The organism is Butyrivibrio sp. AE2032 (genome assembly GCF_000702965.1).
The window spans coordinates 375,326-397,203 of the sequence record NZ_JNLF01000006.1; the positions used below are offsets into that span (position 1 = coordinate 375,326).

Below are 21,878 nucleotides of genomic sequence, written 5' to 3' on the forward strand. Positions count from 1 at the left end.
AACTTTCTTCTATAAATAGTGGTCTGTCTTTCCCAAAAACAGACTCTAGATAGTATATCATTTTTCAACCCTTTATGCTATACTAACAACTGATTTAAGTTGTGTTCGATATAATACAAAGGAGACAAGGATGGAATTTAGACAGGAATTAGAAACCGGCACCTTTAAGATGATCGGTAACACAGAAACATCTCTCAAGATAAAAGAAGTTGCTGAGAAATGCCGTCTTGTTAAGACAGATAACGGCGTCAAGGTTGAGCTTGCTTACACAGGCCCAAATGCCAGCAAGTACATGCAGTATGTAGAGAAGCACAAGGAAGAGCTTACTAAGTATCTTATGAATCCCGACGAGGCTGATCTTTACGAGTGGATGGAGATTTCACACCAGAACCCTACTACTTTAAAGAAGCACGAGAAAGAACAGCTCATCCTCTACGTTAACTTTGATCCTGATACAAGGCTTGTTCAGACCGGTATCGCAGATGACAACGTAACCATGAAGCTTGGTTCACCTCTTATGGAGGTCAACATCGACCAGCTCACCAGAGATCAGTTCAAGCTCCAGATCTTCAATATGCTGCTTCTTGCAGACGAGATTGCAGTACTTATGGGCAATGCAGATCTTCGCAAGATGTCCAACATCCAGATTGTGAAGACCTACCTTACCGAGATCTACGACAAGTACCACGAGAATCCATGATATTTTAAAAAGCTGTCACTTAATGTGACAGCTTTTTTGTTTACTTATTCTTCTTGGCAACGAACAAGGTGCCAACCTTCTTCTTTTCAATTATGTCATACAACATCTCAGGGTTCTTGCCGTTAGTAACAAGGACGTCAATTCCATGAGAGGTTGCAAGTTCTGCGGCTTCAAGTTTGGTGATCATTCCGCCGGTTCCTCGGTTTGAGCCAGAGCCGGATGCTACGTTCTTGAGTTCTTCTGTGATCTCTTCTACCCTGCTTATGACCTTGGCATTTGGATCAGTCTTGGGGTTTCCGTCGTAAAGGCCATCGATGTCTGAGAAGATTATCAGTTTGCTAGCCTTACAGAAAACTGCAACCACGGCTGAAAGCATATCATTATCAGAAAAGAGCTTTTTCTCTGATTCAATCTCTGCATGGCTGACAGAGTCATTCTCGTTGACGATTGGAATAATGTGATTCTCCAAAAGTGCATCAAATGTATTCTTAAGGTTTTCGCTTCTTACAGGATCTGTGATATCTCCGTTGTCAAGAAGGATCTGGCCTACCATTCTCCCATATTCACTAAAGAACTTATCATACAGGTGCATGAGCTCTGTCTGACCTACAGCAGCTGCAGCCTGTTTCATCCTGATCTCTTTAGGCTTTTGAGCAAGCCTCATCTTGTTTGCACCAACAGCAATGGCTCCTGATGAAACCAGCACCAGGTCATATCCAAGATTCTCAACTCCAGCCAGAGCTCTGCATAGATGATCCAGTGATCTGATATCTACGTTTCCCTCGTCATTGGTGATTGTGGAAGTTCCTACCTTAACTACAATTCTCTTCTTACTGAGTGTCATTTCTATCGCCTTTATTCTTTAAAGTTTTAATGTATTAAATAATATGACGAAATAAAAAATATAGCAAGACATCTCTTTTATTTAAGCGTTCCTTCATAGCCCTTTTCTTTAAAGAGCTTCATCATTTCATTGGTCATACTGTATTCCAAAGGCTGAAGAACTATATCTTCAGGCTTTACCCATTCAGCATATTTAAGCTCAGATTCATCCATCTTAATTGTTGGATCTCCCTCAACGTCGCAGAAGAACCCTGCGAGGATATCGCTGGCAATGCCCCAGGGCTGAGATTTATAGTAGCGTATATTGGTGACTTTAAGCCCCACTTCTTCCATCACTTCACGCTCTACGGTTTCTTCCAGCGTCTCTCCAATCTCAGTAAAGCCTGCAACCAGAGCATTATGTCCGAAGCCGGTTCGATATTTGGCGAGGATAATTCTGTTAGTTTCCTTATCCGTAACACCGATAATTACTGCAGGATAGATCCTCGGGTATATCACATTGCCACACACAGGACAGATTCTTGCACGTTCCTTACTGTGATCTTCGTTCTTACTACCGCACTTACCGCAGAACTTTGTAACACTGTACCATTCATCTAGCTGATAGGCCGTAAAGGCAGCAAAGACATACTCTTTTGGCAGATAGTACTTGTCCCTGAGAGCCTTTAATTTCTCGTAGCCATATCCCGCTACTTCAATAGACCCATTTCTCGCCAGCAAAAAGACTTCGTCATCTACTGAAAAGAGATATACCAGTTCTTTTCGTGCCTCCCCGTCCAGCTCCTCCACCTTCGGAAAGCACACCTTCTCCTCAGAAATCCCCATCAAAAGCTCTCCATCCTTAAATGAAAGCACATAGTCCCCAGACTGTGGTGTGTAGTTCGGCCTATATTCATTGTGTAATTTTCTTGGATTAATATCCTGTAGCATCATGTCCCAGCACCTTCCTTCTATCATTAGCGATGTCCGAAATTTGTCACATGTATTTCTTGATCTTCTGGTTTTCGAAGAATTCATCGATGTTGGCGATAAGCTCTGCCGGGGGCATGGTCTTTAAAAGATATTTCTCAGGCTTTAAGGATAACACCTGCATGACGCTCTCTTTGTCGCTCTTTACGGTGAGGAACATTACGGGGATGTCACTGGTGGCAGGCTCACTTCTGAGCATTTCAAGGACTTTGGGGCCGGTGGTTACGGGCATTTCGTAATCAAGGAGAATAAGGTCTACTTCGTTTTTGGCCAAAAAGGTTATGGCTGCCATTCCGGAGTTGACCATGAATACCTGGTATTTTTCAGAGAGCCACTCTTTTATGGTCCGGAGCATTGTTCCATCATCATCAACCACAAGAATTCTCTTTTTCTGGAGTCTTACTTCCTCAGCTTCAACGACCTTTAGCATTGCTCTGCCAAGCTCTTTCACATTAACAGGGCGCTCAAAAGCCGCAGCTATCTTGTCTTTGGAAGTCTTTGTATAGATCTTTTCTATCTCGTCGGGAGAACCTATGACGCTTATTGAAATGTCTGTCTCCACAGACTTATCCCTGAGATACACAAAAAACTCCATCATCTCATCAACATCGTCCACGTAAATAAGATAGACATTTGGCCTGTTCTCTATATGCTCAATCTCAGTAACATCAGGAGCAGCCTGAACCACTTCAAAGCCCTGTTCCTTAAGTTCCTTGGAAATAGATGTGACCATAAAGCTTTTTCCGCCGCCTATAAGAAGTACTCTCTTATCCATCTTCGTCCTCGCATGCATTTCAAAGTATCTTTAACAGTTCATCCCTGTCTACTGCAGACATCAGGGTCTTTACTTTTTCATATTTCTCTTTATACTCTTCCGGGATCCGATATCCAGATAACATATCCATGATCCCATCTGCAGTATCAAAATCGTAAGCCTCAAGAAGCTCTTTCATATCGCCAAAAGCGCTCTCCAGCTCGTCAGGTCCTATTTCCGGAAGCTCATCTTCGCACACATTACCATTTATTGCCGAGAGCTTTTCATTATAGCTTCTAAAGAGTTCCAGGAGCTCAGGAGTCTTCTCACGTATTTCCTTTTCGTCTTCCTTATTGCCACAGTCCTCAAGATGAGCAGCCATTCCTGACAATTCCATGGCTCCGATAAGTCTTGCGCTGCTCTTAAGGGCATGCACCGTCACTGTATAGTTTCGCCAGTCTCCTTCCGAAACAAACTTTTCTATCTGATCGGCCTTAGTGTCAATTGTAGTCAAAAACTCTTTTACCACATTTTTAAGAACTTCCCGGCTTCCACAGTTCTTTTCTGCTTCATGAAGGTCAATCCCTTGAAGGTGCCTTAGAACATCTTCCTGCCCATTATCAGGTGTTTCCACTCCATCGCCATCTGCAACCTCTGACTCAAGCTCTGCTGTATCAACCTCAAGAACCTTTTCCTTCGGAAGATACTCTTTTAACATCTGTTCAAGAAGCTCTCCATTAACCGGTTTAGACAGATAATCATTAAAGCCTTCAGCGATATACTCTTCTCTAGCCCCTGCGCCTGCGTTAGCCGTAAGTGCTATACATGGAGCATCCTTGGAAAGATTATCCTCCATTTCCTTAAGGGCTTTCAGAGTCTGTATGCCATCCATTTCAGGCATCCTATGGTCTATGAAAATCGCGTCATATCTCTTTTTCTTGACCAGCTCCAGAGTTTCAAAACCGCTCTCAGCAGTATCAACCTGGATCTTAGTCTTCTTTAAAAGACCTTTTACCACCGTCAGGTTAATTGGCGTATCATCTACAATAAGTATCAGAGCGTCAGGCGCAACAAAACTCTCGGAATATTTCTTTTGACTTCCCAGAAATTCCTTATACCTCTCCCTGAAGTCCCCAAGTTCTTCCCAACTTGCAACCTGCTGTTTTACTTCAAAAGAAAAATTGGAGCCTTCACCGTAAACGCTCTTAACCTCAAGCCTTGTGTCCATAAGGGCCAAAAGTTTTTTTACAATACTCATTCCAAGGCCGGTGCCTTCAATAGAACGGTTGCGGATTTCTTCAATCCTTTCAAAAGGGGAATAAAGCTTTTCAATATCTTCTTCCTTTATTCCAATTCCCGTATCAATAACTTCGAACCTCAGATAAATACTGTCTTCATCAGCCTTTCTACAGGAAACATTAAGATCAACGCCGCCTTTTTCCGTGTACTTTACTGCATTTGTAAGGATATTGGTCACGCACTGTTTTATCCTTACCTCATCGCCTATAAGCTTCTGTGGAATAGTCTCATCAATGTTGAAATTCAGCGCAAGCCCCTTATCCTCAGCCTTTACAGCCACAAGGTTTAAAAGATCATTGATAGTTGAGCTGATATTATATTCCACAGGCAGAATATCCATCTTGCCGGCTTCAATCTTGGAAAAATCCAAAATATCATTGACTATACCAAGAAGGGAATTGCCGGCGCTTTTAACACTAGTTGCATACTCCAATATCTGCTCTTCGTGACTTTCCCTTATGATCATCTCATTAAGACCAAGAACCGCATTTATAGGCGTCCTGATCTCATGGGACATATTCGACAGAAACGATGATTTTGCCTCAGAAGCCTTTTGAGCCACCTCAAGCTCTTTTTCCAGTTCGTGCTCCTCGTTTATATGAGCAATATATTCCTCTATGGCATGTACTGTTGCCTGAATAGACTCATGAACCACTTGTATCTCGTCATGGGTCTTAATACAGATATCATCTACCTTTTTGCCCACTTCAAGCTTTTTCTCATCATCCGCCTGTGCATATTCAAGCATGAAGTCAGACATATTTCCCAGAGGCGCCCCAATGGTTGTTTTGGTGTAGAAATTCGCGATTGCTGCCACGGGAACACCCACGCACATTATAAGAAGGACCATTTTTATATCATAACTTATGGCATTTCCACTGAAGATGTAATTCATCCTTTCGATATGCTGCCTCATTTCTTCTACGCTCACCTCTGATCCAGAGCTGGCTAGAGGATTTATTCCTGCAACAAAAATATCCTTTATATCCGGGAAAAGAACTACCATGAATATTCCTACAAATATACCAAGAAGAAGTTCCATCCCTATGATGATAGCTGTGATCTTGTAGCTTACCTTTGTTTTACGCAGTTGTCTTGAAAGCTCTTTGTCATTCTGGTAATAACCAGTATATGCTACTGCAATAGGAAAGGGATACTTCCAGGAATCTGGTGCTTTTGTATAGTAAATATGAAACAGGAATGCAGCAATAAATATGACCAATACATCTCTAACAAAGTACGTACCAACATTCTTCATCTGATATAGAGCATATTCATTGGACTCGATCACAGAAATACATAGAAGCTCTGTAAAAGAAGTTGCAACCAAGGTAACAAGCGCAACAATCGCGGTTTTCTTTTTGGTTGCAAACCAGAAATACTGACCAAACAGAGAAAAAGACAAAGTTGCCACAAGGTAAATTGACATCTTATACGCATCAGACGCATTAAAGATCAGTGCGCAGATAAAGGAAATAAAAAAGACAATCAAAGAGATCAGATAACCATAAAGGCCACCAAGGATAAGATACGGCAAAATAAAAAAAGTGATGATCACCACTCCTCCAGTGGAGATATGCATATTTGCACCATAGACAGCCGAATAAATACAGCACAGTGCCAGCATGATAACCGTCACAGTCCCAACTAATATGGCTATGATGACAGATGATTTCTTGTACTTTTCAAGCCCCAGCATAATAATTCCTCTATTGTTGCTGTTTCAAAATGCGCTTATTCTCATACATCTGGCTATCAGCTCTCTCAAAGACAGCCGTTGCACTGTGGTCGGATCCGATATTAAACTCGGAGATTCCTGCTGCAATGACAGGGCCATCTTTTCTTTGTTGATTTAGAAGGACCTGACTTTGAAGCTTATCCATAAGTTGTTCTTTTATCGCAAAGTCATTGCCGCTAAGGAATATGGCAAATTCGTCTCCACCTATCCTGAATACCGGACTGTGAGAAAAGATATCACAAAGCAGTTTAGCTGAATTTTTAATGAGTTCGTCACCAGCCTTGTGTCCCTCGGTATCATTTACATGCTTAAGATAATTTATGTCGCAGACAACAAAAGCAAAGGGCAGATAATCCACTCCATTATCAATGTTCTTTTGAATAGACAGTTCAAGTTCTGTAAAGGCATTCTTGTTTTTGACACCAGTGAGTTCATCGCGTCTTGCCATCTCTTTTTCTGTATTGATAGCCTGGGCAATTTCACGCTCTCTTTTCACTTCATCATCAATGTTCTCCACACAGATGATCAGATGGGAACCTTCACTGGTCTTCCTTATAGTTAATCTTGTATACTGCACTTTTGTCTCAACAATAAGGCGATATTCCAAAACATAATATTTCCTATCTTCAAGAGCTGTCAGTATAACATCTTTATCCAGAGCATCTTCAATCATCTCGCAGTCCTGAGGATGGACAATCTGAGGAGCATCCTGTCTTACAGCTATAAAAAAGTCATCTCCTGACTCCTCAATCTTCAGGTCTCCATAGATATTTTTAGATGTATATCCAACATATTTATCATTCTGTAGATTGACATAATAAATTACATCATAGTGAGATGCCAGACTCTCTGCAATCTGTGAAAATGTAGTCTTATTCTCTGTCACCTGCTTAGATATCCTTACAAGTCTCTCCTTCTCGTACTCCTCAACAAATACATGAACAAGACAGTTGGCAATAAGACAACCGATTGTGTAAAAAGGTGCAAAAGCATCTCTGACCTGTAGAACAATAAACAGCGCCATTACTGCTCCTGAAAGACCTATTACTCTATAGCGTATTTTTGCACTTCCGGGAACTGTTCTGGAAACAAACAGCGAATAAAGCGAGATCGCCAGATACAGGATCAGCTGGGCTCCCAGCAAAAAATGCCTGCCTGATCCAGGAATATATTCCATTTCTTCGGTAAACATAAAAATGACTGGATTGAAAACATTTATGATCAGAAGAAGGATTACAAAACCAAAGATTCCCCATCCTGCCACCAACATAATAGTAGTTCCAACATTTTTCCTTCCAAGAAATGCTGCCACAAAAATGGTCCACAAAAGAACTGATACTGCCATCATGGAAAAGAACAGAACCGTATCTATATAGGCTGCAATAAATATCTTTGATTCTTCAAGAAATCCCCACAAAATATCCGCTATGTAAAAAATCAAAATAGCAATAATGAACAGCCTGTATTTATAATAAGGGCTATCCTTTGAGGTTGCACCGCCTTTTCTAAGTATTTCCTGATTTATTATTAAATGCAGTATGACCGCAAATATTCCAAAGCTGGCATAATACATACGCATAATCCTCCATATAATATGATACTATTTTTCGTCACACAATTCTCTAAAATAAGTATAAAAATAACGGCTCATCTGAGCCGTTACCTAGAGTGGATTAGGCGGGAGTCGAACCCGTAGCAGAATTGATACAAACCCAGTATTTATCTATGTTTGTCAATATTTCCATTGTGTTCAAGCACAAAAGTAAAATGCCTATTTATGCACCTTTTCGGCTACCCCATATCATTTTCATGAAATGAATCATGAAATGAAAATAGAGGTAGAGGATTGCTCCCCTACCTCTTCTTTGTTACTTGCCCTTTTTCCAAGTGCCATTTTCAAGTTTTGGAATTGCCTTCCATTTACTACTACCATAAGCACTCCAAAGCTTCTTACCTTCTGTCTCACTTACCTTACTTTTATCCAAGTAGTTGATAAGCTCGTCCTGAGTTATACCCTGATTGCCATTTGAATCAATAGCCTTGTAGGTTTTTGTAAACTCTTCAGGTGTAAGGCTTGGGATCTTCTCTTGTGCATTGTAGTAAGTGTATGAAGGACCCGGCTTAGTTAATCCATTATTTTGTAAGTATGTAGCTGCATCTATCTTCTCCTGTGCAGCGTCCATATTACCGGCTTCAACATCAGCTTGAATAGATTTTGAAGCATTAGAAGTTGAACTAAAACCGCTTTCCTTTGCGACTGACTTGGCTTGTTTGCCTTTGTAGTAATCTAGAAGTCCATCAATGCCACCATCTTTATAGGCGTTATAAGCAGCTGAATCCTTACTATATTCCGGATCAATGGCAGCATTACCAACGTGTTTAGAAATAGTATTGATTTCTTTAACTATCTCTTCCTTTGCTGGATCTTCAAGGCCATTAAACCATTCGTCATTAGCAAGTGCTTCTCTAATAGAGTATTCCGCCTCACCATAAGCTCTAGCTGCTTTTGTATATTCCTCTGGTGATACTCTATTTCCTTCAGCGTCCTTAAACTTTGACTGCCATTCCGGAAGTGTACTTTCAGACTTTCCAATCTCATAAGCTTCACGGCTTATCCTGTCGGCCTCTGTCTCATTGATATCTGATAAATAGCCGGGACTAAACATTTGATAAGCCAGATTGCCAGCAGCATTATTAAATGGACTGTTCTGTTGCTCTCTACCGTAAGTATCAACATAAGGCTGATTAAGCATAGACAATCCAGGGATCTTGTTCATTTGCTTTTTGAGCTGCTTATCAAGCACTCCGGCAACGCCTTCCTTGTCCGTATATGTAGATCTTCTTGTAGGATCAATAGTCCTAGCTACTTGTCCGGCTATTGTGGGTACGCCCTGTGTTGCATATCCAGTAAGGGCATTGTACGCTACCAAGGCCGGGATATTTAGGTTCTCGTTATACTGTGCTGCGTTAGCGGCTGTTTCCAGCGTATCTTTTACGCCTGACAACATAGAAGTTTCAACTAACGGATCAGCAATCCTATTAGCTGCCGCAACGTAATCATCAATATTATTTAAGAAGTCTTCATCACCCTTTCCGGTAGAATCCCACAACTTAGCAATTTCAGCACCGACCATCAAAGGCATTACAGTAGGTGCGGCCCAGTCAATAGTATAAGACTTTCCGTTAATTTCTATGGCATAATTCTGGTGTCCTTCTAACTGGTCTTGATATTTTGTGTCGGGATCACTTGAATGAAGTATGCCCTTGTTATACAGATAGAATCCTAAAGCTGTAAGTCCAGTTCCAGTAAGAGTTTTAGCCCAGCTATCTATAACATCAGAAGCCAAGGTCTTAGTTACTTCTTTACCCCTACTATTCAGATAGGTGTCTGCAAGATTGCCAGCTCTTTTACCGGTATTCTCATAGATCAACTTTCCTGTCTGTTTTATGCTGTCAATAGCTCCTAAAGGCGAATACTCTAAGCCACTTTTAAGTACGTTTGCCGGTGTCTTCTTGAATGGTACAGTTCCTTCAATAATGTACCCTAAAGCTTTTGCAGCCTTATTATCACTATTTCTTGCATCTCTGGACCATTTTGTAAGAAGCTTTGCAACGTCATTGTCCTCATGGAAGGTTGCATATTCAGCCTGTTTCAAAGCATAATCTCTAGCCTTTTCCAGTGCTTCTACGTCTTTAGTAAGATCCTTGATTGCCTGGTTTTCTGCATCTGACAACAGCCTTGTCTCACGCAAACCTTTAAGTCTTGCTAACTCTTCCTCTGCTTTAAAGATATTTGTATCATATCCATTAGCCTTCAAATATCCAGCAAGGGAAGTTGAAAACTTATTCTTAACAGCCTGGTAATCACTAATTCCAGCGTCAGTAACTTTTTCATAAAGCTGTGCAAGTTTAGATTTGAATACACTTCTAGATTGCCTCAGTGCGTCCTTATCCATCTTTTCATACTTAGATCCTATAATCTGTCTGTATCTACTTGCGTCTGCATCTTCAGCAGCAGCTTTAATAAGGCCACTATCACTAATAGGATTAAGTACGCTCTTTGTCCTCTGTATGCCATTTCCGCCAAGTGCTTTACTTGCCTTGTCTATTCCAGCTTCAGCTATAGCAGCCACATTGTTAGATATTCCTGTGACTGCACCAAAAGTCTGGTTTCCAACAAAGTTGCGTAGCATTGTCTTAGGATTTCCAAGCATAGCCAGGTAACGCCAAGCTTCAAACTTTTCTAAAGGTGTAGCGTCTGGGACAATCTCATTTGCCAACAGCCTATACGCCTCTGCCTGTCCTTCTACAAATTGCTTACTGTTAGAATCGTAGTTAGATATCTGCTTGAAAATATTATTAACTTCTTGAAGTGTCTCGTCAGATATTCCAAAACTTCCAGTAGCCATCTTAAGGTCAAGGGCCTGTGCAAGTTCTTCCTTTGTGGCACCATTGTTGATAAGATTAGCAAGATACTCTATATCATTATCATCAAATTGTCCGTCAAAATCTGCAGACTCTTTACCTAAAGTGCTCCTAACTTCATCAATAATCTGCTTAAGTGTAGGCGCTGGCTTCTCTGCCCTTATCTGCTCAGTAACAAGTGAATTTAAGGCATTCTGAAGCTTTCTGTTAGTTGGTTTTGGAATGTCAATACTCTCATCCAAAGTATACCAATTACCAGTATTAAGCTTATGCTCAATCTCACTTGTAATCTGCCAGACTGGGATAGACTTATCTTCTGCAAGCTGTGTAAGAAACTCAATGTCATTATCATTGAAATATTTTTCTACACTTCCCACTTCCCGGTTAAGCTCTGCTATGACACCATTTTTAATTTGATCGTGCGTAAGCTCTGGTCTGATTTTTGAGTTTGGTTTATGTCCCATATCAGCCAAGGCTTTAGCAATACGACTATTACCTTCCCTTGCCTTTACATTTCTGGATCTCCAAGGTTCAAGTATAAGATCGTCCTGTGCCCTGTGTGCATCTTCTAAAGCGCCGCCAAGGGTATTTCTTGTAAACTCAGCTGAAGCCTGAACAACTCGTCCACTCTGCCTCTGTACTGCAGCAGTTTTCTGTCCCAGTCTATCAAGCATTCTTAGTGAAGCTCTATCCCCAGCGTCTTGTAATTCTTGCATCTTACTAAAGGCTGCTTTAATATCTACTTCGTCAAAATCATCATAGCCTTTATTAAGAAGATCCTGTGCAACGTCCAAACTGTCCTGATAACGTGCTATTGCATCTGCTTTCTGTTCTGCCTCACTGTAAACTCTGTAAGCATAATTCCTTAAAGGCATATTATCGGCATAGCCAAGTTTTTCAGCAGTGTTCGTTCTAAACTTAGAAGTTGCCCATCTTTCAGGAGGAATTTCACCATTTCCACCGCTTGGCGGAGTAGGTCCGCCACTTCTAGGCTGCGTAGGAGTTATGTCCTCAGTAGGCGTTTCACTTACTGGCCTTCTAGGTGGAGTATTGCTTCCACCACCGTTACGCTGGCTGTTTACATAATTAGTAAGTGCGTCTAAAGCTTCGTCTTCTTTTTCTCCGGCTGTTTTGTTTGCATCAAGCCTTTTTTCATAATAAGCTCTTTCTCCGGACAATCGCCTTATATCGTCTTCCGGATTCATTAAACGTTGTCCAGACTGTCTTGCATTTTCTGTAGCTTGTGCTAAGAAATCTTCGTCTTTAAGAAGTCGCTGCATTTCAGCATTAGCCTGAAGTTGACCGTTAAGAATGTTTTTGTTTGCCTGGCGAATAGTCTCATTGATATCTGGCTTTGCTTCTTCAGCAAAAAACTGTAAAGGATTAGCACCTTCTACCTTCTTTGTGTTACCCTTATTACGCTTGCTTACGTCCTCGACAAAACGGTTAGGGTTATCAATATCCTGTTTTACCCAATCATTAACCAACTCTTCCGCTTCTGCATCTGAAACGCCTTTAGGGATCCTATATTCAGCATTACCAAGCTTTGTGCCTGTTAAATCTCCGGTATAACTAGGATCAATCTTTTTCATCTGGCGGATAAAGCCTTGTCTAGCTGCATCTGCAGCCTTCTTAGCTTTGTTTATATCGCTAGGATCTCCGTTCTTCCAGATTGTATTTTCATAATCAAATACTGCCTTCTGAAGCTTTTCAAACTTCTCTATAGCCTTTGCGTCTCCGGAATTTATTGCAGCCCTATTCATATTATCCATGCCGTTATAAATCTCTTCAAAGTCAGATAACAACTTTTCTTGTACTTCTGGATCATAATTTGGCTGCGATTTTGCAGCATTTTCTATTGTCTTTGCTGCCTCCTCCGAGATATTTTCCAAAGGATTAACAGAAATTTTAGCATTTTCAGGGATAGAAGCCTTGTCGTCGGCTAACTTCCGTAGTATGCTATAGACAGAAAAAGAGCTATCGCCCCGAGTGTTCTGTCCTTGTGATGGAGTACCGGTCTCCAATGATAGCTCTTTTCTATTTATGGAAACCGCATCATGTGTATAAAATCTCTGTGTTCCTTTATCTCTACGAACAATTACTCCTGTGATAAAATCCTCTACACTTCCATCCGGATTTTCAACTTTTGTAGGCGCTACAATCAATGCTGTATCATAATTACGCCCCTTCCAGTTTGGCTCATAAGCCACAACCTTGCCTTTTTCAATTACGTCCGGAACTGCCGCAAACGCATCTACTTTTCGTCTAGTCAGCTTATTGTGACTAATGCTGTCTTTAACTCCTCTTCTTGTTAAATCAACGTCTCCCAGTAAATCGTTATGAGCTTTACCACCCCTTGAATTAAAGAAAGCAGATACTTTATCTATTAAGGATCCTTCACCTTTAAAGAGTTGTCCTTTTACTGTGGCTACCGAGTCCATGTTTTTTACATCAGACATATTATTGGCAGCTATATTTTTTATATCATCTGGTATCTTATAGAAGTTATTATCCGCATTTTCGAAAGAAGCGATTTCACTTACTGGATACTGTTTAGACAGATTTTCAATGTTCTGTGCTGCCTCTTCAGCCTGTTTTGTTGCATTTCTCACAACGTTATCAACGTCTTCCATATTTGCAAGCTTAGCTAACTTATCAGCACCTTCCAAAGCATTAGCCCTGAAAGCTTCATTGGCGGCCTTCTTTGCAGTCTGGTTCTTTGCAAGTGCGCTAATACCTTCACCAGCAGCACCCATAGCAAGGTTTCCAGCAGCGTTAAGTCCGATATTCTTTAACAGCTCTTTGCGCTCTTCATTGGTTACACCACCTTCCAGATAGTCATTCAACATAGGGATGGTATCAAGTGCAAGATCCTGGGCGTTCTGTCCTACCTGATTGAGTGCAAAGCTTCCAGCCTTACCAAGTCCAGCAGTAGCACCTAAAGCGTCAAATGCCGGATTAGTCAGCATATACATACCAACTTGTCCCCCGATTTCACCGGCTGTTGTAGCAAGCGGATTCTGAGTCTTAGCATTAGCAAGGGCCTGTCTCATAGCCTCATCATTCTGCTTGTAGAATGCGTCTCTCTCTGCAACCTTATCATTGTGCCTCTTTGTAGCACCTTCAGTAAGACCAAACTTATCTCCAAGGGCAGCGCCAAGTCCGGTAATCTGATTTGTGACATTCCTTCCAGCGTCCCTTACTGCTCTTCCTAATGCTGCCGGCTGTTTTATAACCCCTTCCATAGCATTAGTAAAAGCATTAGTCTTATTCAGAAGATTTACCATATCAGCATAATGCTGTCTCTCTTCAGGAGTCTTAAGGATAGGCTTCTTGTTAGAGTCATAATCAAGCTTCTGTAGTTCAGCCTGTGCATACGCTTTAGCGGCCTTCTTATCTTCGTCAGTAAGCTTATAGTCTGGCGATAACCACTTCTCAGCATTGTTAGTAACCTTCTTAGGACTAGCAAGGATATTCTCTTCCTGTTGCTGTCTAAAGTAACCTTCAAGATCAGCCTTCTTTTCTGTTTTTCCTGACTTCTTAGAAGCCTCTATCTGTTCAAGTTGCTGTAACTTCTGCTCTCTTTCACGGAGCCTCTTTTCCTTTGCCTGTTTAGTTACTTCAGCAATATGCTTCTCCATTTCAGTCTGTTCACGCTTCTTAGGCTGTGAGTCAGCTAAAGAAGGGATTCTCTGCGCAGTTGTGTTCTCAGCTTTAATCTGATTTACTGTAGGCTGTTCTATAGGATTAGTAGCGTTCCACTCATCATAAGCTGCTTGTAAAGCGGCCTTCTCGTCCTGTTGCTTATTCCAGGCATTAAACTGAGCCTGAAGCTGTGCAATCTCCTGTTCACGCTTCTGAGCCATTACCTGTTTTACCTGACTATTTGCTATTGACTGGTATATCTGCTGTTTCATTGACTGTTTAGCCATTTTGACCCCCTAAAAAGAAAAGGCCAGCGTTTAAGCTGACCTTAACTGTGAAAGAATATTGTAAAGTGAGTCGATATCAAGCTGTCCGTTTCTTACAGCATTGAAAAGATTGTTTTGAATTGTACTAGCACTAGCGCCCTGTGAAGCCTGTAACTGAGCCTGTGCAAGCCATTTAGCATAGTTGCCGCCCTGTGCTGCGCCTTCTGCCTGTTGTGCCTGTCCTGGAACAAAGTCATTTGTAGCCACTGTAGGATCATACGTATAACTAGCCTGTTTTGCTAATGCTGCCTGAAGAGCTGAAGCATAACCACTATCTATACTCATGTTTGCTGAAATTGCACTATCAATAGCGTTATTCCTCTGATTCTCTGCTTGCATTTCAAGCTGCATTCTCTGAAGATCCAGATTAGCCTTTGCATTGTTATAACTCTGTTCTGCCGCAGCCAGGTTATCACCATAGGACATATTTAGATCGGAAATGTTCTTGTTAAGGGTCTCGTTTATTCCGGTCCTTGAATTGCCATAGTTGTTTTCAAGCTGCGCCATTGTTGTCTCAGTAGCACCACCGTTATATCCCATAGCAGAAAGTCTCTGATTGAGGTTCTTTCTTGTCAGCATATTGTTGATGTAAGCTTGCTGTAAAGATTTCTCAGCGTCCGTATTAACGTCACCCATAGATTTATCTCTAGCGGCATTGAGACGGCTTACTGTTGAATTGTAGTTACCACTTAGACTACCAGCAGCGGATCCATAAGCGTCTGCAATACGCTGCATATTTCTTTCATACGCTGCATTAGCCCTTTCCTGTGCCTGTCTCTGAAGCTCTGCATAATAAGCAGCCCAGTCAAAAGAAGATCCGGAATCTCCACCATAATCTCCATCATCCCCACCATCATAGCCACCACTATAGCCGCCATCATCACTATAGCCGCCACCAGAATTGCCGGTTGACTCCGGATAAAGGTTTATTCCAGCATACTGTCTCTGAAGGTCTACTGTTTTCTTTCCACCTTTAGACTTGGAGCCAGCAGCTTTCGTTCCGCTTGTTCTTCCTCCTGTGTCTGCGCTTTCAAACATAATATTAGGGTTAGGCATTTTCATTTCCTCCTTTTTTGCATATAAAAAGGACGATACCTTCAAGTACCGCCCTAGTTACCTTATTTGAATTGTTCTTGCTTACTTTTTATCTTTGCCGCCCACTTGATTTGACGATCATGCAGATAGTCATACAAGATTTGCATTTCTCTTGGGACCTCGTTACGCTGCTTATACTCATCTATGATCCTGACAACTGCATCATGTAGCATTGTTACGTGGTTCATTTCTTCCAATGAAAGCTTGTAGTACACATCTGCTAATTGGGGGTATTGTTCGTCAACCTTATAAGCGCATTTGATATACTTTTCAGCGTCGTGTAATTCTTCGTCGATCTTTTCTGATATTTGCTTTATGATTTCCATAAGCTATCCCCTTTCAGGTTGTAGCCGCCGGAGCATTTGCAACCCACTTACCCATCTGTGAAAGCAAGTACTGACTCTGTGCAGAATTAACCGCAACATTGTTAGCATTGTTAAGCTGGTTCGTAAGGTCTGCAATCTGGTTATCCTTAATGAGAGTCTTAATACTGCAGCAACATGACTCCATCTGGAAACCAAGCTGATCGAGTTTTGATCCAAGAACATTAGTCTGATTTGCTATCTGCTGAGATACGCTATTAAATCCCTGAATAGCGTTAATCAGATTTGTGTTGTTCTGGTTCATCAGGCCCATTGTCTGTTCGCTAACAAGCCTTGCTGTCTCATAGTTGTTATTAGCAGAACTTAAAAGAACGTCTCTAAGTCCTGTCTGAGTTGCCTGATTGTCTACTGCCTGGTTTACGTCCTGAACAGTGGCATATCCAGCAAGTGCGGCAGCATTACCACCGCCAAAACCGCCAAAACCACCACCAAACAGAATAGCAATGATTAGAAAAGCACCAAGCCAATCTGAACTCATGAATGATCCGCCTTCTGACATTGTATTGTCCTCCTTCTTTAGATTTTTATTTAATCACCTTGCAAGTATGATTTACTTTTTCATAAATGCGCTTACTCTATCCATAATGGAAGATTTAGCGCTGTTTATGTCCTGTCCTTTGTCGGCATAGAGTTTTTCCGCTGCCTGACTAGGGTTACTTAAATCCAAGCTCTGAAGCTCTGGATTTGACTTTGCAAGATTCTGTAAGAAGGACTGAGGCGTTTCACCTCTTAACATGGCTCCTACAGCTTGCATCATTATGTTACTCTGCGGATTCTGACTTCCGCCTAGCATTTGTAGTATTGGATTGTTTAGCATTGACTGTTTCCTCCAACTTGCTTATACGATCTTCCAGGTCTTTGTAATGGTCCACCGGCTTCTCTTCTTCGTGGGGCTTAATATCATAGGCCACCAACGTTTTATAACCGGCTCCATCCGTCTTAACAAGCCACACAAGCGGCGCTGTATTGTCTAATGCAAGCACACTGGAATTAGGTCCCAAACTTATAGCATTGGCTCCGTTTCTTCCGGTCACTTCAATTATTTGCTGCGCTGTCTGTGGTTGTATTGCCTGTTGGAGTAATAACTGAGATAGTTGATTTTGATTGGTGTTATAAGGGTACATAAGCTGTCCTCCTTATAACAATTATCTCAATATCCAATACACACTAAAATGATGCAAAGGTGCTATTTATGTGCAATTTTCGTGAATAGTCTTTCTTCACATTTATAGACTATTGTTTTTGTATGCCTTACAGATAAATCAAATTCATAAGAAAGCGCCTCATAGGTTATGCCATCTACAAGACGCCTTTTTAACATTTCCCTATCCCTTTTGTTCAATATCCACTCGTCAATAGCTTGCTCTATCTCTGAGCGCGATATATCTTCTAGGTAATGTTTCACTTATGATCTCCTGTATTTAATTGTTGGCAAGTATCTCGTTTACTTTGTTTTGTACTTCTGAATAATCATATCCGGCAGCTTCTAGCCGTTCTTTTCTTGTTGGTACACTGTTCTTATCGCCCCACTTATCCTCTATTACTTCCAGGGCAATCTTACTAATGTTTTTCTTGTAAGAAGTCCTATAGTCCAACTTAGTTATTCCGTCATAGTCCACATCAAGGTCACACTTTGTTGGAATACCTGGAACACTACCTTTAGAGGAATACTGCCAAGCTACCGCATAGGAGTCTGAAGGTTTTAATGTTGACGCCGGGTTATAGGATCCATTATCACCAGCCGGATATCTGGCAATCCAAAAGTCAAAGTCTGCTTTAAGATCATCATGTATCACATTTAGATACCAGTCACGGTTACAATAGATACCAACAAAGTAACCAGCCATAGTAAAATGATAAGCATAAATATAGCAAAGGTTACGAATAAACTCTTTTCCCTTTGCCCTGAGTACATCTGACTCTAAATCTAACCAGATACCATATTCAAGCTTTCTACCATCAAGGTGCTGCAAAAGAGCTTTAGCGTCCTTTACCGGATCAGCTATAGAAGCAGAAGCAATAAAGATATACACACCCCTGTCTATCCCATAATTCCCAGCGCCCTTGTAGTTAGCCTCGAAGGTTTCATCCTTCCTATGTGACTGCGCTTCATACATAGCCTTCAAGATAGCAAACCGTTTTCCGGAGGCTGCAACTTTAGCCCAGTCAATTGTTTTCTGATAATGACTTACATCAATTCCTAAAACTTCACTCATTGGCATCTTCCTCAAATTCAGCTTTACTCTTCAATACTTCCAATGCTTTAGTCATTACTGCCGGAAGAGGCAGTCCCATAAGTCCGGCATTCTCTACTATGGAAATTAACTCATTCATACAGAATCCGATTACAACTGCATCACGGATATAATTTGTATTCAAGAGAAGATCCAAGCGATATGCTATAAGGACAAAAAACAGAGTCATGCACTTTCTAGCAAGGCCCTTCCATCCAGCCTTAGACTCTAAAGCCCCTGTTTCGCTCTTCTTACTGTTCTGGAACACACCAGCAACAACAAGCCCAGACATATAATCGATCCCCATAAACAACACTAGAGTAGTCATACCGGCTGTCCATCCCCCAAATATGGTCGTAAACACTGCTCCAACAAGTCCAATAATGCCTGAAAATATCGTTGAATTTCTCATAGTAAATCTCCCATAGAAAAAGGCAACTACCATCTTTCAGGTAATTGCCCCATAGATCATTTGTTTAATTTCTCTTTTTGGTCGTGGCCGACATTCACATTTATAGTATGAATGTCATTTAAGGCTTATCGCCACCACATTCGCTAAATTCATTTTGTGCGTTCGTTTGGTAAGTTAAATTCGTTTTACTTAGACCCTGTTTCAAACGTTTAACTAAAAATGAATGCTACTTTTTTGGCTTAAAAAGTTTAATTCGTTTTTAATTCGTATCTAACTCGAAAATAACTCGATAAAGCTCGTCAAAATTTTTGGCGAGTAAATGGGTGACTCCGAAAAGCCACCCCCTATCACAGATTAATTATCCGTGACTCGTAAGCTTTTCTCATGCGTGAAATTTCTCTTTTACGAACTAAATTATATTTCTAAATCCATGTGTAATATCTGCCACACTAAGAAATGTCAGGAATATACATAACTCACAAATCAAAAATGCAATTTCTTTCATTGATTACCTTATGACTCCTTTTCCAAAGTAGATTCAAATTTCCTCTGAGCTTCATCCAAGAGTTTAATTTGAATAAAGGTCTTTGCATCCTCTGAAATGTTTAAAGATACAAGAATTTCTTCGCAAATTTGCTCATATTTCAACATTCCGTCATAATAATCATTACTCATTCAAAACCTCAAAAAAGAGTTTTTAAGACTAAAATCCAAAATTTTTTTATACATTTTGGCTTTAAAACTTATATTAGATAGTTTTAAATATGCCTTTATGGGGAGTGTAATCTGAACGTTGCCACTTTCAAATTATTCCCCATAAAAGCATAAAGATTATATCATTCTTTTGAACTGAGCATATTAAGATTTGAAAATATCTGCTCTAATGTCCAAGGCTCATGTTTATATTCTTCATCAATCCTCTTGAATCTTTCAAGAATATCTCCAATCCTAATATATTCGTGCTCTCGCTCTCTCAAATCTTCGTAATTGCTCATAGATTACTCGCCCTGTTCCTGCGGCTCTACTGTGTGAATAATCTGCTCTGTGTAGCCACCTACAATCTGCATCTTGTCATTGACAATCGCCACATTTGCAAGAAGTGTAGCCTTGTCATTTACAAGTGCTCTGCACTGTCCCCAAAAACTAACTTTTGCTGAATCTAAATCTGTGAATCCCTCTGCTACTACTGTGAACGCTCCATTAGCATACTGAATTACTGCAAACATAACATTTCCCTCGCTTTCTTAATTTACTGTACCTCTTGCGGTACGATTGTTATTAGATAATATAAGTGCAACAAATTCTTGCATTTGCAATAGCGGCTGTTGTTGCTTCACTTAATGAAACAACTCCAGTAATAGGATTAACTGCTACTCCCTTGCCAAAATCCGTTGTTGCTAAAACTCTATAACTGCTATTTCTTGATGAAAATAATGCGCTTGGCAGTGTAAACAACGTATCATATTGCGCAATAGCACCGCTAGTAGAAAATACTAAATTCACTTGTACTAAATTCCCCATTTTGAGGACTTGGCTTGACCACTGATTATAGGTTACTTCTTCTGCAACAGCAGTAACATCAGCGGAATAGTCTATAACAGTTAATAAATCCGTCAACTCCCTATTAGTCTTAGCGTATGGCTGATATGTTGGGTCGGTGTCTTTTGCATCACGAATCATTGGCTTAAATACAAGATTTACATTTCCTGCTGCTGCGTAAATTGAAATAGAGCCTGTGAAATTACTGCCATCATTAACAATAGATGCCGAATCGCCGTTTCCTGTATCTCTATCACCATCAACATAAGTACCATTGTAGTAATAGCTATTAGCAATCATATAGGTTGTTGGACTTCCACCACTAGGACAACCTGTTAAAATATAGTTACCCTTATTGAAATAAAGCGGAATAGCAGTTCTTGATAAATACATATAAGAGTATGTTCCTGCTGTTCCGCTTGCAGTAATACTCTTAACATATCCACTGTCTGCTACATCGACAGTGTAGGCAACTCCATCATGAGTAAAAACATTTCCTACCCAACTACCATGAGTATTAAGAGTTTTCAAGTTAGCTATTGTCAATGCTAATAAGTTATGCGCCCCAAGTGTTGCCCTTGTTGTTACTTCATTCGTTAAATCGCTCTTTACCGTCGCAATCTGTTCTGTAACCGTATCGGCTACTTTAGCATTTGTACCGACTGTAAGAGTATCACCGATATCAATAGGCGCTATTGCTTCATACAGAACATCACTCTGGTAGAACTGATCTCCAATAGAGTGAGCAGCTGCAAAAGTAGTTGAAGCCTCAACCGGTGCGATTGTCTCTTCAACGTCTGTTACTGCGTCTCTAACTGTAGATACTGAAGCGGCGCTCGCAAGCTCATCCCATGTACTCCATGTACTTCCATTGTAACCACGCTTGTAGGTCTTACCATCATTAGTAAACAAAGTCTGAACTACTTTGTCTGTAGTGTCAGATCCGTTCTCTACTGTCAGTCTGAAGATTGCTGTAAGCTCTGAAGCAATACCAGTAGGCGCATTAGTTACATATACACTTGTACTAGACTTGTAGTAGTTACCTACAGTAGTAAGATCATTTAAGTCTGTCTGCGTTGTAATAGCTGTCTGGCCCTGAAGCTTAACGTTCTTTGCGTCCAATTCGTCAGCATAGTCAATCGCTGCATCATACAAAGCTGCTACGCTAGTAGCCTCAATGTTGGTGTCCATTACAAGCTGATCGCCTGTTGTAATAGGAGCTTTTACCTTACAAAATACGGAGTCCTTAGTTACCAGGAAATCCCCAACTGTATAATTTCTTGAAGCGTAATCTGTTGTTTCTGTTAATGCAAAGTTTCCGTCAACATTAGAAGCACTTCCACCATAAGCGGATAACTGCCAGTATGATGTATTCGTTGGCAGTGTATTAGCTGGAACAGAAGTCTTTGCAACATAAGAGCTGCCGTTATAGGACACAAGATCAAGCAAAGAATATGTATCTGTGCTGTTCCATGCCCCTTTAGGCATAATCAAAACTCTTCCGGCACTTACCATC

General features: G+C 40.8%; 18 protein-coding genes. 1 reads left to right on the forward strand and 17 read right to left on the reverse strand.

Going from position 1 to position 21,878, the window contains the following annotated elements:
* Positions 1-130: 130 nt before the first annotated feature.
* A complete protein-coding gene (locus BO18_RS29955) occupies positions 131-700 on the forward strand; it encodes a hypothetical protein (protein ID WP_034452419.1) in 570 nt (189 codons plus the stop codon).
* Between the two features lie 40 nt (positions 701-740).
* On the opposite strand, the gene proB is transcribed toward BO18_RS29955, so the two are convergent.
* The 17 genes from proB to BO18_RS30035 form a co-directional block, all read right to left on the reverse strand.
* Positions 741-1,544, reverse strand: coding sequence for a glutamate 5-kinase (gene proB, locus BO18_RS29960; RefSeq protein WP_034452420.1), 804 nt, complete (start codon positions 1,542-1,544; stop codon positions 741-743).
* Between the two features lie 77 nt (positions 1,545-1,621).
* Complete coding sequence (nudC, locus tag BO18_RS29965) at positions 1,622-2,476, reverse strand: NAD(+) diphosphatase (RefSeq protein WP_242856625.1); 855 nt, start codon at positions 2,474-2,476, stop codon at positions 1,622-1,624.
* Between the two features lie 43 nt (positions 2,477-2,519).
* Positions 2,520-3,287, reverse strand: a complete 768-nt coding sequence (locus tag BO18_RS29970; RefSeq protein ID WP_034452421.1) for a response regulator — start codon at positions 3,285-3,287, stop codon at positions 2,520-2,522.
* A 19-nt stretch (positions 3,288-3,306) separates the two neighbouring features.
* Entirely contained in the window at positions 3,307-6,264 is a 2,958-nt protein-coding gene (locus BO18_RS29975; RefSeq protein WP_034452422.1) for a response regulator, read from the reverse strand.
* Between the two features lie 10 nt (positions 6,265-6,274).
* A complete protein-coding gene (locus tag BO18_RS33830; RefSeq protein ID WP_051689312.1) occupies positions 6,275-7,876 on the reverse strand; it encodes a diguanylate cyclase domain-containing protein in 1,602 nt (533 codons plus the stop codon).
* Positions 7,877-8,171: 295 nt separating this feature from the next.
* Positions 8,172-14,660: a hypothetical protein gene (locus tag BO18_RS29985; protein WP_034452423.1), complete on the reverse strand. Its 6,489-nt coding sequence runs from the start codon at positions 14,658-14,660 to the stop codon at positions 8,172-8,174.
* A 30-nt stretch (positions 14,661-14,690) separates the two neighbouring features.
* Positions 14,691-15,755 carry a hypothetical protein gene (locus BO18_RS29990; RefSeq protein WP_034452424.1) on the reverse strand — a complete coding sequence of 355 codons (1,065 nt, stop codon included), beginning with the start codon at positions 15,753-15,755 and terminating at the stop codon, positions 14,691-14,693.
* Between the two features lie 62 nt (positions 15,756-15,817).
* Positions 15,818-16,120, reverse strand: coding sequence for a hypothetical protein (locus tag BO18_RS29995; protein WP_034452425.1), 303 nt, complete (start codon positions 16,118-16,120; stop codon positions 15,818-15,820).
* A gap of 13 nt (positions 16,121-16,133) precedes the next feature.
* Positions 16,134-16,676 carry a hypothetical protein gene (locus tag BO18_RS30000; protein ID WP_034452426.1) on the reverse strand — a complete coding sequence of 181 codons (543 nt, stop codon included), beginning with the start codon at positions 16,674-16,676 and terminating at the stop codon, positions 16,134-16,136.
* A 262-nt stretch (positions 16,677-16,938) separates the two neighbouring features.
* A complete protein-coding gene (locus BO18_RS30010; protein WP_034452429.1) occupies positions 16,939-17,301 on the reverse strand; it encodes a hypothetical protein in 363 nt (120 codons plus the stop codon).
* A gap of 62 nt (positions 17,302-17,363) precedes the next feature.
* The gene (locus BO18_RS30015) at positions 17,364-17,582 is read right to left on the reverse strand and encodes a hypothetical protein (RefSeq protein ID WP_034452431.1); all 219 of its coding nucleotides are present in this window, start codon (positions 17,580-17,582) and stop codon (positions 17,364-17,366) included.
* Between the two features lie 16 nt (positions 17,583-17,598).
* Positions 17,599-18,393, reverse strand: coding sequence for a GH25 family lysozyme (locus tag BO18_RS30020; RefSeq protein WP_051689313.1), 795 nt, complete (start codon positions 18,391-18,393; stop codon positions 17,599-17,601).
* Complete coding sequence (locus BO18_RS30025) at positions 18,386-18,823, reverse strand: phage holin family protein (RefSeq protein ID WP_034452433.1); 438 nt, start codon at positions 18,821-18,823, stop codon at positions 18,386-18,388. The genes BO18_RS30020 and BO18_RS30025 overlap by 8 nt, the downstream gene beginning before the upstream one ends.
* A gap of 513 nt (positions 18,824-19,336) precedes the next feature.
* Positions 19,337-19,498, reverse strand: a complete 162-nt coding sequence (locus BO18_RS35235; RefSeq protein WP_185752632.1) for a hypothetical protein — start codon at positions 19,496-19,498, stop codon at positions 19,337-19,339.
* Between the two features lie 161 nt (positions 19,499-19,659).
* The gene (locus BO18_RS35240) at positions 19,660-19,818 is read right to left on the reverse strand and encodes a hypothetical protein (protein ID WP_185752633.1); all 159 of its coding nucleotides are present in this window, start codon (positions 19,816-19,818) and stop codon (positions 19,660-19,662) included.
* A gap of 3 nt (positions 19,819-19,821) precedes the next feature.
* Positions 19,822-20,049 carry a hypothetical protein gene (locus BO18_RS30030; protein WP_034452435.1) on the reverse strand — a complete coding sequence of 76 codons (228 nt, stop codon included), beginning with the start codon at positions 20,047-20,049 and terminating at the stop codon, positions 19,822-19,824.
* 52 nt (positions 20,050-20,101) lie between these two features.
* On the reverse strand, positions 20,102-21,877 hold the full coding sequence (locus BO18_RS30035) for a pyocin knob domain-containing protein (RefSeq protein WP_034452436.1): 1,776 nt from the start codon (positions 21,875-21,877) through the stop codon (positions 20,102-20,104).
* Position 21,878 lies beyond the last annotated feature (1 nt).